Below are 16,923 nucleotides of genomic sequence, written 5' to 3' on the forward strand. Positions count from 1 at the left end.
AAAGTTTCAACTTGTGAGTGACACAACCCACGACGGCGCCCTCGCCACGAGCAGGCCGCTGTCCGACGACGCGGGGCTGAGCCCCGCGGAGCTCGCCAGGAAGTACGGCCTCTCGGTCAGCGGCGCCCGGCCGGGCCTGGGCGAGTACGTGCGGCAGCTCTGGGGCCGGCGCCACTTCATCATGGCCTTCTCCCGGGCCAAGTTGGTCGCGCAGTACAGCCAGGCGAAGCTCGGCCAGGTCTGGCAGGTGGCGACCCCGCTGCTGAACGCGGTCGTCTACTGGTTGATCTTCGGCCTGATCCTCAAAGCGGGTCGGGAGATGCCGAAGGACGTCTACATCCCGTTCCTGGTGATGGGCATCTTCGTCTTCACCTTCACCCAGAGCTCGCTGATGGCGGGCGTCCGGGCGATCTCGGGCAACCTCGGGCTGGTACGGGCGCTGCACTTCCCGCGCGCCGCCCTGCCGGTGTCCTTCTCGCTCCAGCAGCTCCAGCAGCTGCTGTACTCGATGATCGTCGTCTTCGTGATCGCCGTCTGCTTCGGCAACTACCCGCAGCTCTCGTGGCTGCTGGTGATCCCGACCCTGGCGCTCCAGTTCGTCTTCAACACCGGCCTCGCCATGATCTTCGCGCGGGCGGGTTCCAAGACCCCCGACCTCGCGCAGCTGATGCCGTTCGTGATGCGTACCTGGATGTACGCCTCCGGCGTCATGTTCCCGATCGGGATCTACCTCAAGGAACAGCCCGCGTGGATCAGTGACCTGCTGCTGTGGAACCCGGTCGCGATCTACATGGACCTCATCCGGTTCGCGCTGATCGACGACTACACCGCCGAGAACCTGCCCCCGCACGTGTGGGCCTTCGCGGTGGGCTGGGCCGCGGTGATCGGCATCGGTGGCTTCGTGTACTTCTGGAAGTCTGAGGAGCGTTACGGCCGTGGCTGACAACACCAAGGGGCGCGTCCCCACAGTGATCGCGGACGGCGTCCACATCGTCTACCGGGTCAACACCGGCAGCAGCGGCAAGGGCGCGGCCACCGCCGCGCTCAGCAAGATAGTCCGCCGGAAGAAGGGCGACGCCCCGGGCGTCCGGCGGGTCCACGCCGTGCGCGGCGTCTCCTTCACCGCCTACCGCGGCGAGGCGATCGGCCTCATCGGCTCCAACGGCTCCGGCAAGTCCACCCTGCTGCGCGCCATCGCGGGCCTGCTGCCCTGCGAGGAGGGCAAGGTCTACACCGACGGCCAGCCCTCGCTGCTGGGCGTCAACGCGGCCCTGATGAACGACCTCACCGGTGAGCGGAACGTCGTTCTCGGCGGTCTCGCGATGGGTATGAGCCGCGAGCAGATCAAGCAGCGTTACCAGAGCATCGTCGACTTCTCGGGCATCAACGAGAAGGGCGACTTCATCTCCCTGCCGATGCGTACCTATTCCTCCGGTATGGCGGCTCGCCTGCGCTTCTCCATCGCGGCGGCCAAGGACCACGACGTCCTGATGATCGACGAGGCCCTGGCCACCGGTGACCGCAGCTTCCAGGTGCGTTCGGAGGACCGGATCCGCGAACTGCGGCAGAAGGCCGGCACGGTGTTCCTGGTGAGCCACAACAACAAGTCCATCCGCGACACCTGTGACCGCGTGCTGTGGCTGGAGAAGGGCGAGCTCCTGATGGACGGGCCCACCGAGGAAGTCGTCTCGGCATACGAGAAGGCCACCAACGGCTGACCTCCGGGTCGCGCGGCGCCCTCTTCCGGCGCTTTTCCGCTTCTCCCGAAGGCCCCCGCCGCTCAGCGCGGCGGGGGCCTCAATCGTGTTCTCGCATTTCGCGGCGACATTCGGTGGCGGAGCGAATACCCGGGAGGGCTCCGCGACGTTCTACAGCGTAAGCTGAGGCGGTCCTCAATCGCGGCAAGAGGGGACGATTCCCCGCAGTTGAAGGGCCTTGGGGCAGCCCGGGGAATCCCCCGGCGGCGTGTCCGAAATAGGATGTAATGGGTCGGCAGTGTAGAACGGGAGATGTGACGGCAATGGCTACGGGAATTCTCCGGCCCCCAGGCACGACGGCCGTCCCCGCCCCGGGCGGCGGGCGGTGACCCCGGGGCTCGGCATCCGACCCCCGGCCGACACGGTCCACGTGAGTGCCACCCTCGACAAGGCGGCGGCGGAGAACTTCCCCGTCGCTCCCGTCTTCCTCCCCCGCGCCTGGCGCGACGGACTGACGGCCGTCTACGGGTACGCCCGCCTCGTCGACGACATCGGCGACGGCGACCTGGCCCCCGGCGGGCACGACGCCGTACTCCTCGGTCTCGACCCCGCCGCGGTCGACGACCGGCTCGCCATGCTCGACGCCCTCGAAGCGGACCTGCACCGGGTCTTCAACGGTTCCGGCAGCGCCGCCGGCCCGCCGCGGCACCCGCTGCTGCAGGCCCTGCGGCCCGTCGTCCGCGCCCACGACCTGACCCCCGAACCGTTCCTCGGGCTGATCGAGGCCAACCGCCAGGACCAGCGGGTCACGCGCTACGGGACGTACGCCGACCTGGTCGGCTACTGCGAGCTGTCCGCGAACCCGGTCGGCCGCCTGGTGCTCTCCCTCACCGGCACCAGCACCCCCGAACGCATCCGCCGCTCCGACGCCGTCTGCACCGCCCTGCAGATCGTCGAACACCTCCAGGACGTCGCCGAGGACCTCGGCCGCGACCGGATCTACCTGCCCGCCGAGGACCTGCGCCGCTTCCACGTGACCGAGGCGGAGCTCGCGGCCCCGTCCGCCGGCGCGTCCGTACGCTCCCTGATCGCATTCGAAACCGAGCGCGCACGCGAGCTGCTCGACGAAGGCACCCCGCTCGTGGGGAGCGTGCACGGCAGACTCCGGCTGTTGCTCGCGGGCTTCGTGGGAGGGGGGCGCGCGGCTCTGCGAGCCGTCACCGCCGCCGGTTTCGACGTACTCCCCGGCCCGCCCAAGCCCACCAAGCACGGCCTGCTCCGCGAGGTGGCCGCCGTCCTGCGCACAGCGCCGAGAAAGGGGTGAGCCCGACCGTGGAGGGCCTCACACACGTGTCCGCACCGGTCCAGGCCGCCTATAGCTACTGCGAGGCCGTCACCGGTTCACAGGCGCGCAACTTCGCCTACGGCATCCGGCTGCTGCCGACCGACAAGCGGCAGGCGATGTCCGCGCTGTACGCCTTCTCGCGGCGGGTCGACGACATCGGCGACGGCACGCTGGCGCCCGAGGCGAAGTTCGCCCGGCTGGAGGAGACCCGCGCCCTGCTCGGGCGGATCCTCGCCGAGGAGGTCGACGAGGACGACACCGACCCGGTCGCCGTCGCCCTCACGCACGCCGCGCGCCGCTTCCCGATCCCGCTCGGCGGTCTCGACGAGCTCATCGACGGGGTCCTGATGGACGTCCGCGGCGAGACCTACGAGACCTGGGACGACCTCAAGACCTACTGCCGCTGCGTGGCCGGGGCCATCGGGCGGCTCTCGCTCGGCGTGTTCGGCACGGTGAACGGCCCGGGCCTCGCAGCTGCCGAAGCCGCGCGCGCCGGGGAGTACGCCGACACCCTCGGCCTCGCCCTGCAACTCACCAACATCCTCCGGGACGTTCGCGAGGACGCCGGCAACGGGCGCACCTACCTGCCCGCCGAGGACCTCGCCAAGTTCGGCTGCTCGGAAGGCTTCGGCAGCGACCGGATGCCCGCCGGCTCCGACTTCGCCGGACTCGTCCACCACGAAGTCCGGCGCGCCCGCGCCCTGTTCGCCGAGGGCTACCGGCTGCTGCCGATGCTCGACCGGCGCAGCGGCGCCTGCGTGGCCGCCATGGCCGGCATCTACCGGCGCCTGCTGGACCGCATCGAGCGGGAACCGGAGGCGGTGCTGCGGGGCCGCGTGTCGCTGCCGCCGCACGAGAAGGCGTACGTCGCCGTGCGCGGCCTGTCCGGCCTCGACGCACGGACCGTCTCCCGCCAGAACACCCGGAGGCGAGCCTGATGACCACGATCACCGCGCTTCCGGAGGCGGCCGGTCCGGCCGCACCCGCGGCGCGCACACACCCGCGCCCGACCGGCCGTCCCGGCCGGGACGCCGCCCGGGCAACCGCCCCGGCGGCGGGTGCGTCTCTTCCGGCGGACCACGGCCACACGGGCCGGGCCGCCGCACACCGGGCGGCCCCGCCCGTGCAGGACCGACCGGCCGGCCCGGAGGGCCACCGCACCACGGGGGAGGGCGCATGAACGGCTTCGAACAGCACGCCGTCGTCGTGGGCGGCGGACTCGCCGGGGTCACCACCGCCCTCGAACTCGCCGACGCCGGGCTCCGCGTCACCCTGCTGGAGGGCCGCCCCCGGCTCGGCGGGCTCGCCTTCTCCTTCAAGCGCGGCGACCTCGAAGTGGACAACGGACAGCACGTCTACCTGCGCTGCTGCACCGCCTACCGGTGGTTCCTCGACCGCGTCGACGGGGCCGCCCTCGCACCCCTGCAGGACCGGCTCGACGTACCCGTCCTGGACGTCGCCCGCCCCGGCGGACCGCGCCTGGGCCGGCTGCGCCGCAGCGCCCTGCCCGTGCCCCTGCACCTGGCCGGATCGCTCGCCCGCTACCCGCACCTCTCCTTCGCCGAACGGCTGAGCGTCGGCCGCGCCGCCCTCGCCCTGCGCCGCCTGGACCCCACCGACCCGGCGCTCGACGGCGTGGACTTCGCGACCTGGCTCGGCCGCTACGGGCAGTCCGCCCGCACGATCGAGGCCCTCTGGGACCTGGTCGGCATCGCCACCCTGAACGCCACCGCCGAGCAGTCCTCGCTGGGCCTGGCCGCCATGGTCTTCAAGACCGGCCTGCTCTCCGAGAAGGGCGCCGCCGACATCGGCTGGGCCCGGGTACCGCTGGGCGAACTGCACGACACCCTCGCCCGCAAGGCGCTCGACGCGGCCGGCGTACGGACCGAGCTGCGCACCCGCGTCACGGACATCTCCCGCATGTCCGAGGGGGCGTGGCGGATCGACACCGAGGACGAGTCCCTGGAGGCGGGCACCGTCGTGCTCGCCGTCCCGCAGCGCGAGGCGCACGGACTGCTGCCCGCCGACGCCCTCCCCGACCGCGACGCGCTCCTGGACATCGGCACCGCGCCCATCCTCAACGTCCACGTGGTCTACGACCGCAAGGTGCTCAAGCAGCCCTTCTTCGCCGCCCTCGGCTCCCCGGTCCAGTGGGTCTTCGACCGCACGGAATCCTCCGGACTCCCCGACGGCGGCCAGTACTTGGCCCTGTCCCAATCCGTCGCCCAGGACGACATCGACGAGCCCGTCTCGGTCCTGCGCGCCAAGTACCTGCCCGAGCTGGAGCGGCTGCTGCCCGCCGCGCGCGACGCCAAGGTACGGGACTTCTTCGTCACCCGGGAGCGGACGGCCACCTTCGCCCCCACCCCCGGCGTCGGCCGGCTGCGCCCCGGGGCGCGCACCGACACGCCGGGGCTCTATCTCGCCGGTGCGTGGACTGCCACGGGCTGGCCCGCGACCATGGAGAGCGCCGTCCGGAGCGGACTGAACGCGGCCCACGCCGCACTCGCCGCGCTCGGCCGCCACCGCGAACACCCTCTGCAGGAGGCGGCATGACGAGCACCATCAGCAGCACCGGCACCAACAGCACCGGTACCACCAGCACCGCACGTACAGGAACAAGAGGAGAGCCAGTGAACCCGGGGAACCCGGCTGTCGAGAACACGGATGCCAGTGTGGGCACAGCCGGAGGGGGCGTGGAGAAGGCGGACACGATCGCGCTCCTGGAACGCGGCCGTACGCTCTCGACCCCCGCGCTCCGTGCCGCCGTCGACCGGCTCGCGGCGCCCATGGACACCGTCGCCGCCTACCACTTCGGCTGGATCGACGCCCAGGGCAACGCGGCGGACGGCGACGGCGGCAAGGCCGTGCGTCCCGCGCTCGCGCTGCTCTCCGCCGAGGCCGCGGGCGCCGCGGCCGAGGTCGGCATCCCGGGCGCCGTCGCGGTCGAGCTCGTGCACAACTTCTCGCTGCTGCACGACGACCTGATGGACGGCGACGAGCAGCGCCGCCACCGCGACACCGTGTGGAAGGTCCACGGACCGGCCCAGGCCATCCTGGTCGGCGACGCCCTGTTCGCCCTCGCCAACGAGGTCCTGCTGGAACTCGGCACCGTCGAGGCCGGCCGCGCCACCCGCCGGCTGACCACCGCCAGCCGCAAGCTCATCGACGGCCAGGCGCAGGACATCTCCTACGAGCACCGCGAGCGCGTCAGCGTCGAGGAGTGCCTGGAGATGGAGGGCAACAAGACCGGCGCGCTCCTCGCCTGCGCGGTCTCCATCGGCGCGGTGCTCGGCGGCGCGGACGACCGCACCGCCGACAAGCTGGAGGAGTACGGCTACCACCTGGGCCTGGCCTTCCAGGCCATCGACGACCTGCTTGGCATCTGGGGCGACCCGGAGGCGACCGGCAAGCAGACCTGGAGCGACCTGCGCCAGCGCAAGAAGTCCCTGCCGGTGGTCGCCGCCCTCGCCGCCGGCGGGGAGGCCTCCGAGCAGCTCGCCGAACTGCTCGCCGCCGACGCCAAGAGCAGCGACTTCGAGAACTTCTCGGAGGAGGAGTTCGCGGCCCGCGCGGCCCTCATCGAGGCGGCGGGCGGCCGCCGGTGGACCGCCGACGAGGCGCGCCGCCAGCACGCCGTCGCGATCCGGGCCCTGGAAGGCGTCGACATGCCGCAGCGCGTGCGCGACCAGCTCGTGGCCCTCGCGGACTTCGTCGTCGTGCGCAAGAGGTGATCGCCACCCGACAGCGGATATGAATCGCGAGTCGCCGGCCGGCGCCGCCACCTGAGCGTGGCGCGCACCGGCCGACGGCAGACCCCAGCACAGCAGAGGACACTGTTCTAAGGGGAAGCCATGACAGCGACGACCGACGGCAGCGCCGAGAGCGCCGGCGCCGGCAGCGAATCCACCCCGGGGGCCCAGGGCCTCCCGGCAGGCCCCGGCGTGGGGCGCGCCCGTGGTCCGGCCGCGGAACCGGGTCCGCCCGCCCCGTCCCGTGCGGGCCGGGCACGCCCGCGGGCCGAGTACGGCCCGCCGGGCACGGCCGGCGCGCAGGGTGCCCGTTCCGCCCCGCCGACGGCCGAACCGGGGTCGCCCGCCCCGCCCGCCGGCCGGCAGGGCGTGGCCACGATGCCGCCCGCGGCGAAGCCGGGCGGTCCGCCCGGGCCGAACACCGGCCGGGGCGGCGGCCGTGCCCTCACCGCGGACCCGTCCGCCGGCCCGGGGTCCGACCGGCCGGGCCGGACCACCGCGGACCTGCCCCGGCCGCCGGCCGGCACCCGGCCGGGGGTGTACGAGGCCGCCGCGCGCGCCACCCGCAACCTCCTGGACCGCCAGGACCCCGAGGGCTGGTGGAAGGGCGACCTGGAGACCAACGTCACCATGGACGCGGAGGACCTGCTGCTGCGTCAGTTCCTCGGGATCCGGGACGAGGCCACCACCCGGGCCGCCGCCCTCTTCATCCGCGGCGAACAGCGCGAGGACGGCACCTGGGCCACCTTCCACGGCGGACCGCCCGAACTGTCCGCCACCATCGAGGCCTACGTCGCGCTGCGCCTCGCCGGGGACGCGCCGGACGCCCCGCACATGTCCCGCGCCTCGGCCTGGATCCGGGCCCACGGCGGGATCGCCGCCGCCCGCGTCTTCACCCGGATCTGGCTGGCCCTGTTCGGCTGGTGGAGCTGGGAGCACCTTCCCGAACTCCCGCCCGAGCTGGTCTTCCTGCCGCCCTGGGTGCCCCTGAACATCTACGACTTCGGCTGCTGGGCCCGCCAGACCATCGTCCCGCTCACCGTGGTCTCCGCACTGCGCCCGGTCCGCCCGGCCCCCTTCGCCCTCGACGAGCTGCACGCCGACGCGCGGACGCCCCACCCCGCCAGCAGACTCGCCCCGCTGACCACCTGGGACGGCGCCTTCCAGCGGATGGACAAGGCCCTGCACGTCTACCGGCGGTTCGCTCCGCGCCGGCTGCGCAAGGCCGCGATGGCCACCGCAGGTCGCTGGATCGTCGAACGCCAGGAGAACGACGGCTGCTGGGGCGGGATCCAGCCGCCCGCCGTCTACTCGGTCATCGCCCTGCACCTGCTCGGCTACGACCTCGGGCATCCGGTGATGCGCGCCGGACTGGAGTCCCTGGAACGGTTCGCGGTGTGGCGCGCGGACGGCGCCCGGATGATCGAGGCCTGTCAGTCCCCGGTGTGGGACACCTGCCTCGCCGCGATCGCCCTGGCCGACGCGGGCCTGCGCCCCGACCACCCGGCGCTGGTCAAGGCCGCCGACTGGATGCTCGGGGAGGAGATCGTGCGCACGGGCGACTGGGCCGTGCGCCGGCCAGGGCTCGCCCCCGGCGGCTGGGCGTTCGAGTTCCACAACGACACCTACCCCGACATCGACGACACGGCCGAGGTGGTCCTCGCCCTGCGCCGGGTCAAGCACCCGGACCCGGCCCGGATCGAGGCGGCCATCGTCCGCGGGGTGTCCTGGACTCTCGGCATGCAGTCGAGGAACGGGGCGTGGGGCGCCTTCGACGCCGACAACACCAGCCCCCTGCCGAACAAGCTGCCCTTCTGCGACTTCGGCGAGGTCATCGACCCGCCCTCGGCCGACGTCACCGCACACGTGGTGGAGATGCTCGCCTTCGAGGGCCGCGCGGGGGACGCCCGGACCCGGCGCGGCATCGCCTGGCTGCTGGACGAACAGGAGGAGAGCGGCGGCTGGTTCGGCCGCTGGGGCACCAACTACGTCTACGGCACCGGCTCGGTGGTCCCGGCCCTCGCCGCCGCCGGGATCTCCCCGGGGCATCCCGCGATCCGGCGGGCCGTGCGCTGGCTGGAATCCGTACAGAACGAGGACGGCGGGTGGGGCGAGGACCAGCGCTCCTACAAGGACCGGTCCTGGGCCGGGAAGGGCGCCTCCACCGCCTCGCAGACCGCCTGGGCGCTGATGGCCCTGCTGTCGGCCGGTGAGCGCGAGGGCAAGGCCGTGGAGCGGGGCATCGCCCACCTGGTGGAGACCCAGAAGGAGGACGGCACCTGGGACGAGCCGTACTTCACCGGCACCGGCTTCCCGTGGGACTTCTCCATCAATTACCACCTGTACCGGCAGGTGTTCCCGCTCACCGCGCTCGGCCGCTACCTGTACGGGGAACCGTTCGCCACGGCCGGAGCGCACCCGGCAGCGGCCGGGGAGGCGTGATGACCGCCACCGGCGGGGACCGGGCCCGCAGGCCCGACCCGCTGCTGGTGGCCTGCGCGCTGCGCATCGAGCAGGCGGCGCTGCGCAGCGCCTGTCGCAGCCAGGGGGGCGGGCCGGCCGGCGGGCACGTCCTGCTGCGCACCGGGATGGGTCCGCGCGCGGCCGAGCGGGCCGTCGGCCGGGCGCTGGACCGGCCGGGACTGGACCTCGCCGCCGTCCTCGCGACGGGGTTCTGCGCCGGGCTGGTCCCCGGCATGCACCCCGGGGACCTGGTCGTCGCCGAGGAGACCCGGGACCCGCTGGGGACCGTCACCTGCACCGGGAGCGCCCTGCTCGCCGAAGCACTGTCCCGGGCCGTCCCGGGCCGGACCGTGCACCGCGGCGTACTCAGCGGATCCGACCACGTCGTCCGCGGCCAGGAACGCGCACACCTGCGCGCCACCGGCGCCATCGCGGTCGACATGGAGTCCGCGGCCACCCTGTGGGCCGCCACCCGGGGCGGCGGTCGTCCGGTTGCGGCCGTCCGGGTGATCGTGGACGCTCCGGAGCACGAGCTCGTCCGTATCGGCACGGTTCGCGGGGGAATATCGGCCTTCCGTGTCCTGCGTGCCGTACTGCCCGCGTTTCATGAATGGCACCGTTCGTTGCTGCTCCCCAGGAGGTGAGCCAGATGGCCATGCCGCTGCGCCAGTCCATCAGGGTCGGGACGTATCTTCTCGAACAAAAGCTCCGCAAGCGCGAGAAGTTCCCGCTGATCGTCGAACTGGAACCGCTCTACGCCTGCAACCTGGCCTGTGAGGGGTGCGGGAAGATCCAGCACCCGGCCGGGGTGCTCAAGCAGCGCATGCCGGTCGCCCAGGCGGTCGGCGCCGTACTGGAGTCCGGTGCGCCCATGGTGTCCATCGCGGGCGGCGAGCCCTTGATGCACCCGCAGATCCACGAGATCGTCCGGCAGTTGGTGGCGAGGCGGAAGTACGTATTCCTTTGCACCAACGCGATGCTGCTGCGCAAGAAGATCGAGAAGTTCACCCCCTCCCCGTATTTCGCCTTCGCCGTGCACATCGACGGCCTGCGCGAGCGCCACGACGAGTCCGTGGCCAAGGAAGGCGTCTTCGACGAGGCGGTCGCCGCCATCAAGGAGGCGAAGAGGCGCGGGTTCCGGGTGACCACCAACTCCACCTTCTTCAACACCGACACCCCGCAGACGATCATCGAGGTGCTCAACTACCTCAATGACGACCTCCAGGTCGACGAAATGATGATCTCGCCCGCCTATGCCTACGAAAAGGCCCCCGACCAGGAGCATTTCCTGGGCGTCGAACAGACCCGAGAACTCTTCAGGAAGGCCTTCGCGGGCGGCAACCGCCGGCGCTGGCGGCTCAACCACTCCCCGCTCTTCCTGGACTTCCTGGAAGGGAAAGTCGATTTCCCCTGCACGGCCTGGGCCATTCCGAATTACTCCCTCTTCGGCTGGCAGCGCCCCTGCTACCTGATGAGCGACGGCTACGTACCGACGTACCGCGAGCTCATCAACGACACCGACTGGGACAAGTACGGCCGCGGAAAGGACCCGCGCTGCGCGAACTGCATGGCGCACTGCGGCTACGAGCCGACCGCCGTCCTCGCCACCATGGGCTCCCTCAAGGAATCCCTGCGCGCGGCCCGGGAAACGATCGCCAGCAACCGGGACAAGTCGGCATGAGCGGGCGGCCGGGGGAGGAAGGGGGCGGCCGGGGCCCGGGTTTCGACCTCGGCGCCCTGCTGGCCGAGCGCGGCGCGGAGCGGTACGAGCTGCACGCCCGGCACCTCAACCACCAGTTGCCCCGCATGCTGCACACCATCGGCTTCGACAAGGTCTACGAGCGGGCCGAGGGCGCCCACTTCTGGGACGCGGAGGGCAACGACTACCTGGACATGCTGGCCGGGTTCGGGGTGATGGGCCTGGGCCGGCACCACCCGGTCGTCCGCCGGGCCCTGCACGACGTCCTGGACGCCCAGCTCGCCGACCTGACCCGGTTCGACTGCCAACCGCTGCCCGGTCTACTGGCCGAGAAACTGCTCTCGTACAGCCCGCACCTGGACCGGGTCTTCTTCGGCAACAGCGGCACCGAGGCGGTGGAGACGGCTCTGAAGTTCGCCCGGTACGCCACCGGGCGCCCCAGGATCCTCTACTGCGACCACGCCTTCCACGGGCTGACCACGGGCTCCCTCTCGGTGAACGGGGAGGGCGGGTTCCGCGACGGCTTCGCACCGCTGCTCCCCGACACGAGGATCGCGCTCGGGGACCTCGCGGCGCTCGAGCGCGAGCTGAAGCGCGGGGACGTGGCCGCCTTCGTCGTCGAGCCGATCCAGGGCAAGGGGGTCCTGGCCGCCCCGCCGGGGTTCCTGCTCGCCGCGCAGGAGCTGCTGCACCGGCGGGGGGCGCTGCTGATCGCGGACGAGGTGCAGACCGGCCTCGGACGTACCGGGGACTTCTACGCGTACCAGCACGAGCCGGGCGTGGAGCCGGACCTGGTGTGCGTGGCGAAGGCGCTGTCGGGCGGATACGTCCCGGTCGGCGCGACCCTGGGCAAGGACTGGATCTTCAAGAAGGTCTACTCGTCCATGGACCGGGTGCTCGTGCACTCCGCGAGCTTCGGTTCCAACGCCCAGGCCATGGCGGCGGGCCTCGCCGTCCTGTCCGTCATGGAGGACGAGGAGGTCGTGGCCAACGCCCGGGCCACGGGCGACCTGCTGCGCGCGCGGCTCGCGGCGCTGGTGGACGAGTACGAGCTGCTGCACGAGGTGCGCGGGCGCGGGCTGATGATCGGCATCGAGTTCGGCCGGCCGTCCTCGCTGGGCCTGCGCAGCCGGTGGACCATGTTGCAGGCGGCCCGCAAGGGGCTCTTCGCGCAGATGGTCGTGGTGCCGTTGTTGCAGAAGCACCGGATCCTCACCCAGGTCTCCGGGGACCACTTGGAGGTGATCAAGCTGATCCCGCCGCTGATCGTGGACGAGGCGGACGTGGACCGGTTCGTCGGGGCCTTCCGCGAGGTCATGGACGAGGCGCACGGCGGGTCCGGGCTGATCTGGGACTTCGGCAGGACGCTGGTGAAGCAGGCCGTCGCCGCGCGCTGACGGCCCGCCCACCCCGTGGGGGACGCCGGTCCCCGCCGCGTCAGACCAGCAGCCGGTCGCGCAGTCGGTCGAGGGTCTCGGGCGTCAGCCCGAGGCCCTCCGCCAGGTAGCGGTCCACCCCGCCCCAGAGCTCGTCGATGGTGTCGAAGGCGGCCACCAGGTACTCGGCGCGGGCGTCGAAGAGCGGCGCGAGCAGCTCCATCACCTCGGGGGAGCGGGCGGCCGCCGACTCGTCGCTGCGGCGCACGCGGTAGCGGCGGTGCGGGGCGTTCGACTCCAGGTAGTCCGCCACGATCGCCTCCCGCTCGACGCCCAGCGCGAGCAGGGTGACGGCGATCGACAGGCCGGCCCGGTCCTTGCCCGCCGCGCAGTGCATCAGCGCGGGGACGCTGTCCTCGGCGAGGGCGTGCACGACCCGGCTGTGCTCGGCGGTGCGCTGCCGGATGATCCCCCGGTACGAGTGCGACATCCGGGCGGCCGCCTTGCCGTCGCCCAGGATCTCGCGCAGCTGCGCGAGGTCGCCGTCGCGGACCAGCCGCCAGAACTCCCGTCCGTCGGCCGGGTCCGAGAGCGGGATGTTGACGTTCCGGACGCCGGGCAGCTCGACGTCCGGCCCCTCCAGGGCGTGGTCGGCGACGTTGCGGAAGTCGAAGATGGTGTGGAGGCCGAGCGAAGCGAGGAACTCTGCATCGCTTTCGGTGGCATGTGCGAGATGTCCGCTTCGGAACAGTCGTCCCGTCCTGACCGTTCGTCCGTCAGAAGTCGGCAATCCGCCCACATCGCGGAAATTGCGCACTCCGGACAGCTCCGGCTCCTGTATCTGCTGGGTCAAAGCAACTCCTCCGCCACGTCCTGGGTCCTCTGTCCGAATTACGCTATTTGGCGCCAACTTGCCATATCCGGAGGCGAGACCGGGCACGTCCCCGTGAGCCAGATCATACGGTGACCGTGAGTGCCTGATCGCTAAGGGCGAATGGCCCCGTCGGGGCGGTTGTTGGCGGTGGGGAATGGACGCAGGGTGACGGTAATTCCGGCGGTCCCTCATGCCTGTTATTCCGTCAGGGAATTCGCGGCTTGTTACCCGAGGTCGCAAGGGATTACCTTCGCGATCGATCCGGGTGGACCGCCAAATCCTGCCGCCTCCCGGAAACCGCATCCGACCTATTCGCGCGGCAGGAGCGGGGGAACCAGGTAAGCCGCCGACCCGGAGATCCATTCGCCGGGACGGCTCGGGGTGAAGACGTGCATGTCCCGTACATGTACGGCCGGACATCTCCAGTTCGAACCCGACAGCTCACCTCGCAGGCGCCGGAGAGGAATTCGTCATGCCTGCAAAGGGTAAGCACCGCCGCCCCAAGTCCCTTTCCCTTTCCCGCGGTTTCGCCGTCGCCGGAACCGGTGGCGCGGCCCTCGCGCTGCCGCTGATCGGTGCCGCCGGCGCCCACGCGGCCGGCGCCCCGGCCGCCGCCCCCGCGGTGGCGCCGCAGGCCCCCGTCGCCCTGCAGGCGGCCCCCGTCGCCGCCGTGCAGGCCGCGCCTACCGTCTACACCGTCGTGCCGGGCGACTACCTCTCCAAGATCGCTGCCGAGCGCCACCTGTCCGGCGGCTGGGAGCAGCTGTACGCCGACAACCGCGAGGCCGTCGGTGGCAACCCGTCGCTGATCCACCCGGGCCTGAAGCTCACCCTCGGCGGTTCCGGCGGGGCGGCTCCCGCCGAGGCCGAGGCCGCCCCGGCCCCCGAAGCCGATGCGGAGCCGGCTGCGCCGGTCGCGCCGAAGCAGGCCCGCAAGCAGGCCGAGCAGGCCGCCCCGGCCCCCGGAGCCGCCGCCGAGTCCCGGGCCGAGGCCCCCGCCGCCGCGCCGCAGTCGGCCGCCGGCTTCGTGGCCCCGGTCGGTGGCGGCATCTCCACCCAGTACAAGGTCGCGGGCGCCATGTGGTCCTCCGGCTACCACACCGGCGTCGACTTCATCGCCGCCATGGGCACCACCGTCAAGGCCGTCGGAGCGGGCACCGTGGTCTCCGCCGGCTGGAGCGGCTCGTACGGCAACGAGGTCGTCATCCAGCACGCGGACGGCAAGTACTCCCAGTACGCCCACCTGTCCCAGCTCTCCGTCTCCTCCGGTCAGAGCGTCACCGCGGGGCAGACCATCGGCCTCTCCGGCTCCACGGGCAACTCGACCGGCCCGCACCTCCACTTCGAGATCCGTACGACCCCGTCCTACGGCTCGGACCTGGACCCGATCGCCTACCTCCGCTCCAAGGGCGCGAGCCTCTGACGGCACCCGCCGCAGGAGCATCGACACGCGTGGGGCCGGGACCCGAGGGGGGTCCCGGCCCCACGTGTACTTATTCCTTATCTCCCGCGTGGTATAGATCACGGCCCGTCAACCCCTCATTACGTTGGCGTAGGTTGGTTACGGGAGTGAAGGATGGGTTCTCGTGGCAGCGACGACGACGAAACTCAAGACCATCGGCTCGTACGCGGCGATCGGGGACAGCTTCACCGAGGGCGTGGGGGACCCGGGACCCGGGGATTCATTTCTCGGCTGGGCGGACCGGCTCGCCGTGCTCCTGGCCGATCAGCGCGAAGAGCACGACTTCCGGTATGCGAATCTGGCGGTGCGGGGGAAGCTCCTCGACCAGATCGTGGCCGACCAGCTTCCGAGGGCCAAGGCCCTCGCACCGGACCTGGTGACCTTCTGCGCGGGCGGCAACGACATCATCCGGCCCGGGACCGACCCGGACGACGTGGCGGAGCGGTTCGAGGCGGCCGTGGCCGACCTCACCGGGGCCGTGGGCCAGGTCATGATCACCACGGGCTTCGACACCCGGGGCGTACCGGTGCTCAAGCACCTGCGCGGCAAGGTGGCGACGTACAGCGCGCACGTCCGCGCCATCGCCGACCGCTACGACTGCCCGGTGCTCGACCTCTGGTCGCTGAAGTCCGTACAGGACCGGCGGGCCTGGGACACGGACCGGCTGCACCTCTCGCCCGAGGGGCACACGCGGGTCGCGCTGCGCGCCGCGCAGGTGCTCGGGCTGGACGTGCCGGCCGACCCCGACCAGCCGTGGCCCCCGGAGCGGCCGCGCGGCTCGGTGGACGTGACCCGGGACAACATCCAGTGGGCGCGCGACCACCTCGCGCCGTGGATCGGCCGACGGCTGCGCGGGGAGTCCTCCGGGGACCACGTGGAGGCGAAGCGGCCGGACCTGCTGCCGCTGTAGCGGGCGGGGAAGCCGGAAGCGGAATCCTTCGGCGCCGGTGTGCGTTGGGATGGTCGTAGAGCGACGACCATCCTGACCCCATCCTCCCTGGAGGCGCTTTGACCGGCTCCCGTCCCCTGCGTCCGCGGCTGCGTGCCCTGCGGCCCGAAGCCTTCGGTGCGGACCCGTCCGGTGCCCGGCTGGAGCGGATCCGCCGCTCGCCGAACTTCGCCGACGGCGTTTTCCAGAACCCGGTCGGGGCCCGGAACAGGCCCTCGGGGTCGATGGCGGAGTTCGCGAAGATCTACTTCCACCGGGAGCAGCGGGTGCGGCGCAGCCCCGCCGCGCCGATCCCGGTCCACCCGACGACCCTCGCGGACCTGGCGAAGCCGCCCGCGAGCGGCCTGCGGCTGACCTGGATGGGGCACTCCAGCGTGCTCGCGGAGATCGACGGGCGCCGGGTGCTGTTCGATCCGGTGTGGGGCGAGCGGTGCTCCCCCTTCCCCTTCGCCGGCCCCAAGCGACTGCACCCGGTACCGGTCCCGCTCGCCTTGCTGGGCACGGTCGACGTCGTGGTCATCTCGCACGACCACTACGACCACCTCGACCTGCCGACGATCAAGGCGCTGGCCGGGACGGACACGGTCTTCGCCGTTCCGCTGGGCGTCGGCGCGCACCTGGAGCGCTGGGGCGTACCGGCCGACCGGCTGCGCGAGCTGGACTGGAACGAGAGCACCAAGATCGCCGGTCTCTCGCTCACGGCCACCCCCGCCCGGCACTTCTGCGGCCGCGGCCTGCGCAACCAGCAGCACACCCTGTGGGCGTCCTGGGTCGTCGCGGGCGACGAGCACCGGATCTACCACAGCGGGGACACCGGCTACTTCCCGGGCTTCGAGGAGATCGGTGCCGAGCACGGGCCCTTCGACGCCACCATGATCCAGATCGGCGCCTACTCGGAGTACTGGCCCGACATCCACATGACGCCGGAGGAGGGCATGCGCGCCCACCTCGACCTGCAGGGCGGCACCCCCCGCGGGACGATGCTGCCGATCCACTGGGGCACCTTCAACCTGGCCCTGCACCCGTGGGACGAGCCGGGCGAGGGCACGCTGACCGCATCGGAGAACGCGGGCGCGGCCATCGCGCTCCCGATCCCGGGGCAGCCCTTCGAGCCCGGCTCGGCGGCTGCGCCCACCGCACCGTGGTGGCGGCCCTTCGTCGCCGCCGGTCCGGCGGGCGGTCCCCTCGACGGCCGGGCGTCCGTGCCGCCGCTCGGGGCGGGCGCAGCGGCGGCTCCTGCACGGGTGGCGTCCGTGACCGCCGACGGTCAGGAGAAGTCGGAGTCCGTCGGCTCGTAACGCACGGC

Annotated in this window: 15 protein-coding genes and 1 riboswitch; of the genes, 14 read left to right on the forward strand and 1 reads right to left on the reverse strand. The window is 72.1% G+C overall.

All coding sequences use genetic code 11. The features are described from left to right. Nucleotides 1-13 precede the first annotated feature (13 nt). The 11 genes from OG594_RS35550 to OG594_RS35600 all read left to right on the forward strand — a co-directional run bounded on the left by OG594_RS35550 (nt 14) and on the right by OG594_RS35600 (nt 12,353). Nucleotides 14-943: an ABC transporter permease gene (locus tag OG594_RS35550; RefSeq protein WP_266606490.1), complete on the forward strand. Its 930-nt coding sequence runs from the start codon at nt 14-16 to the stop codon at nt 941-943. After that, the gene (locus OG594_RS35555; protein WP_266606491.1) at nt 936-1,718 is read left to right on the forward strand and encodes an ABC transporter ATP-binding protein; all 783 of its coding nucleotides are present in this window, start codon (nt 936-938) and stop codon (nt 1,716-1,718) included. The genes OG594_RS35550 and OG594_RS35555 overlap by 8 nt, the downstream gene beginning before the upstream one ends. A 409-nt stretch (nt 1,719-2,127) precedes the next feature. Next, on the forward strand, nt 2,128-3,021 hold the full coding sequence (hpnC, locus tag OG594_RS35560; RefSeq protein WP_266606492.1) for a squalene synthase HpnC: 894 nt from the start codon (nt 2,128-2,130) through the stop codon (nt 3,019-3,021). 8 nt (nt 3,022-3,029) lie between these two features. Continuing rightward, the gene (gene hpnD / locus OG594_RS35565) at nt 3,030-3,980 is read left to right on the forward strand and encodes a presqualene diphosphate synthase HpnD (protein ID WP_266606493.1); all 951 of its coding nucleotides are present in this window, start codon (nt 3,030-3,032) and stop codon (nt 3,978-3,980) included. Continuing rightward, the gene (locus tag OG594_RS35570) at nt 3,980-4,222 is read left to right on the forward strand and encodes a hypothetical protein (RefSeq protein ID WP_266606494.1); all 243 of its coding nucleotides are present in this window, start codon (nt 3,980-3,982) and stop codon (nt 4,220-4,222) included. The genes hpnD and OG594_RS35570 overlap by 1 nt, the downstream gene beginning before the upstream one ends. After that, nucleotides 4,219-5,598 carry a hydroxysqualene dehydroxylase HpnE gene (gene hpnE, locus OG594_RS35575; RefSeq protein WP_266606495.1) on the forward strand — a complete coding sequence of 460 codons (1,380 nt, stop codon included), beginning with the start codon at nt 4,219-4,221 and terminating at the stop codon, nt 5,596-5,598. Before OG594_RS35570 ends, hpnE begins: the two co-directional genes overlap by 4 nt. Next, entirely contained in the window at nt 5,595-6,776 is a 1,182-nt protein-coding gene (locus tag OG594_RS35580) for a polyprenyl synthetase family protein (protein WP_266606496.1), read from the forward strand. The genes hpnE and OG594_RS35580 overlap by 4 nt, the downstream gene beginning before the upstream one ends. Before the next feature lie 120 nt (nt 6,777-6,896). Beyond that, on the forward strand, nt 6,897-9,236 hold the full coding sequence (shc, locus tag OG594_RS35585; RefSeq protein ID WP_266606497.1) for a squalene--hopene cyclase: 2,340 nt from the start codon (nt 6,897-6,899) through the stop codon (nt 9,234-9,236). Next, on the forward strand, nt 9,236-9,901 hold the full coding sequence (locus OG594_RS35590) for a 1-hydroxy-2-methyl-2-butenyl 4-diphosphate reductase (protein WP_266606498.1): 666 nt from the start codon (nt 9,236-9,238) through the stop codon (nt 9,899-9,901). The genes shc and OG594_RS35590 overlap by 1 nt, the downstream gene beginning before the upstream one ends. A 5-nt stretch (nt 9,902-9,906) precedes the next feature. Continuing rightward, nucleotides 9,907-10,938, forward strand: a complete 1,032-nt coding sequence (gene hpnH, locus OG594_RS35595) for an adenosyl-hopene transferase HpnH (RefSeq protein ID WP_266606499.1) — start codon at nt 9,907-9,909, stop codon at nt 10,936-10,938. After that, nucleotides 10,935-12,353, forward strand: a complete 1,419-nt coding sequence (locus OG594_RS35600) for an aspartate aminotransferase family protein (RefSeq protein ID WP_266606500.1) — start codon at nt 10,935-10,937, stop codon at nt 12,351-12,353. Before hpnH ends, OG594_RS35600 begins: the two co-directional genes overlap by 4 nt. Nucleotides 12,354-12,393: 40 nt before the next feature. Here OG594_RS35600 and OG594_RS35605 read toward each other — a convergent pair whose 3' ends face one another. Next, a complete protein-coding gene (locus tag OG594_RS35605) occupies nt 12,394-13,185 on the reverse strand; it encodes a tyrosine-protein phosphatase (RefSeq protein ID WP_266606501.1) in 792 nt (263 codons plus the stop codon). 292 nt (nt 13,186-13,477) lie between these two features. Beyond that, nucleotides 13,478-13,674, forward strand: a riboswitch (cyclic di-AMP (ydaO/yuaA leader). 4 nt (nt 13,675-13,678) lie between these two features. Here OG594_RS35605 and OG594_RS35610 point away from each other — a divergent pair. From OG594_RS35610 to OG594_RS35620, 3 genes are all read left to right on the forward strand, one after another. Then, nucleotides 13,679-14,629 (forward strand): LysM peptidoglycan-binding domain-containing M23 family metallopeptidase, encoded by a 951-nt coding sequence (locus tag OG594_RS35610; RefSeq protein ID WP_266606502.1) that lies wholly within the window; start codon nt 13,679-13,681, stop codon nt 14,627-14,629. A gap of 163 nt (nt 14,630-14,792) precedes the next feature. Continuing rightward, nucleotides 14,793-15,578: an SGNH/GDSL hydrolase family protein gene (locus OG594_RS35615; protein WP_266606503.1), complete on the forward strand. Its 786-nt coding sequence runs from the start codon at nt 14,793-14,795 to the stop codon at nt 15,576-15,578. Nucleotides 15,579-15,676: 98 nt separating this feature from the next. Beyond that, nucleotides 15,677-16,915 (forward strand): MBL fold metallo-hydrolase, encoded by a 1,239-nt coding sequence (locus OG594_RS35620; RefSeq protein ID WP_266606504.1) that lies wholly within the window; start codon nt 15,677-15,679, stop codon nt 16,913-16,915. Nucleotides 16,916-16,923 lie beyond the last annotated feature (8 nt).

This window comes from Streptomyces sp. NBC_01214 (genome assembly GCF_026340975.1).
Taxonomy (GTDB): Bacteria; Actinomycetota; Actinomycetes; order Streptomycetales; family Streptomycetaceae; genus Streptomyces.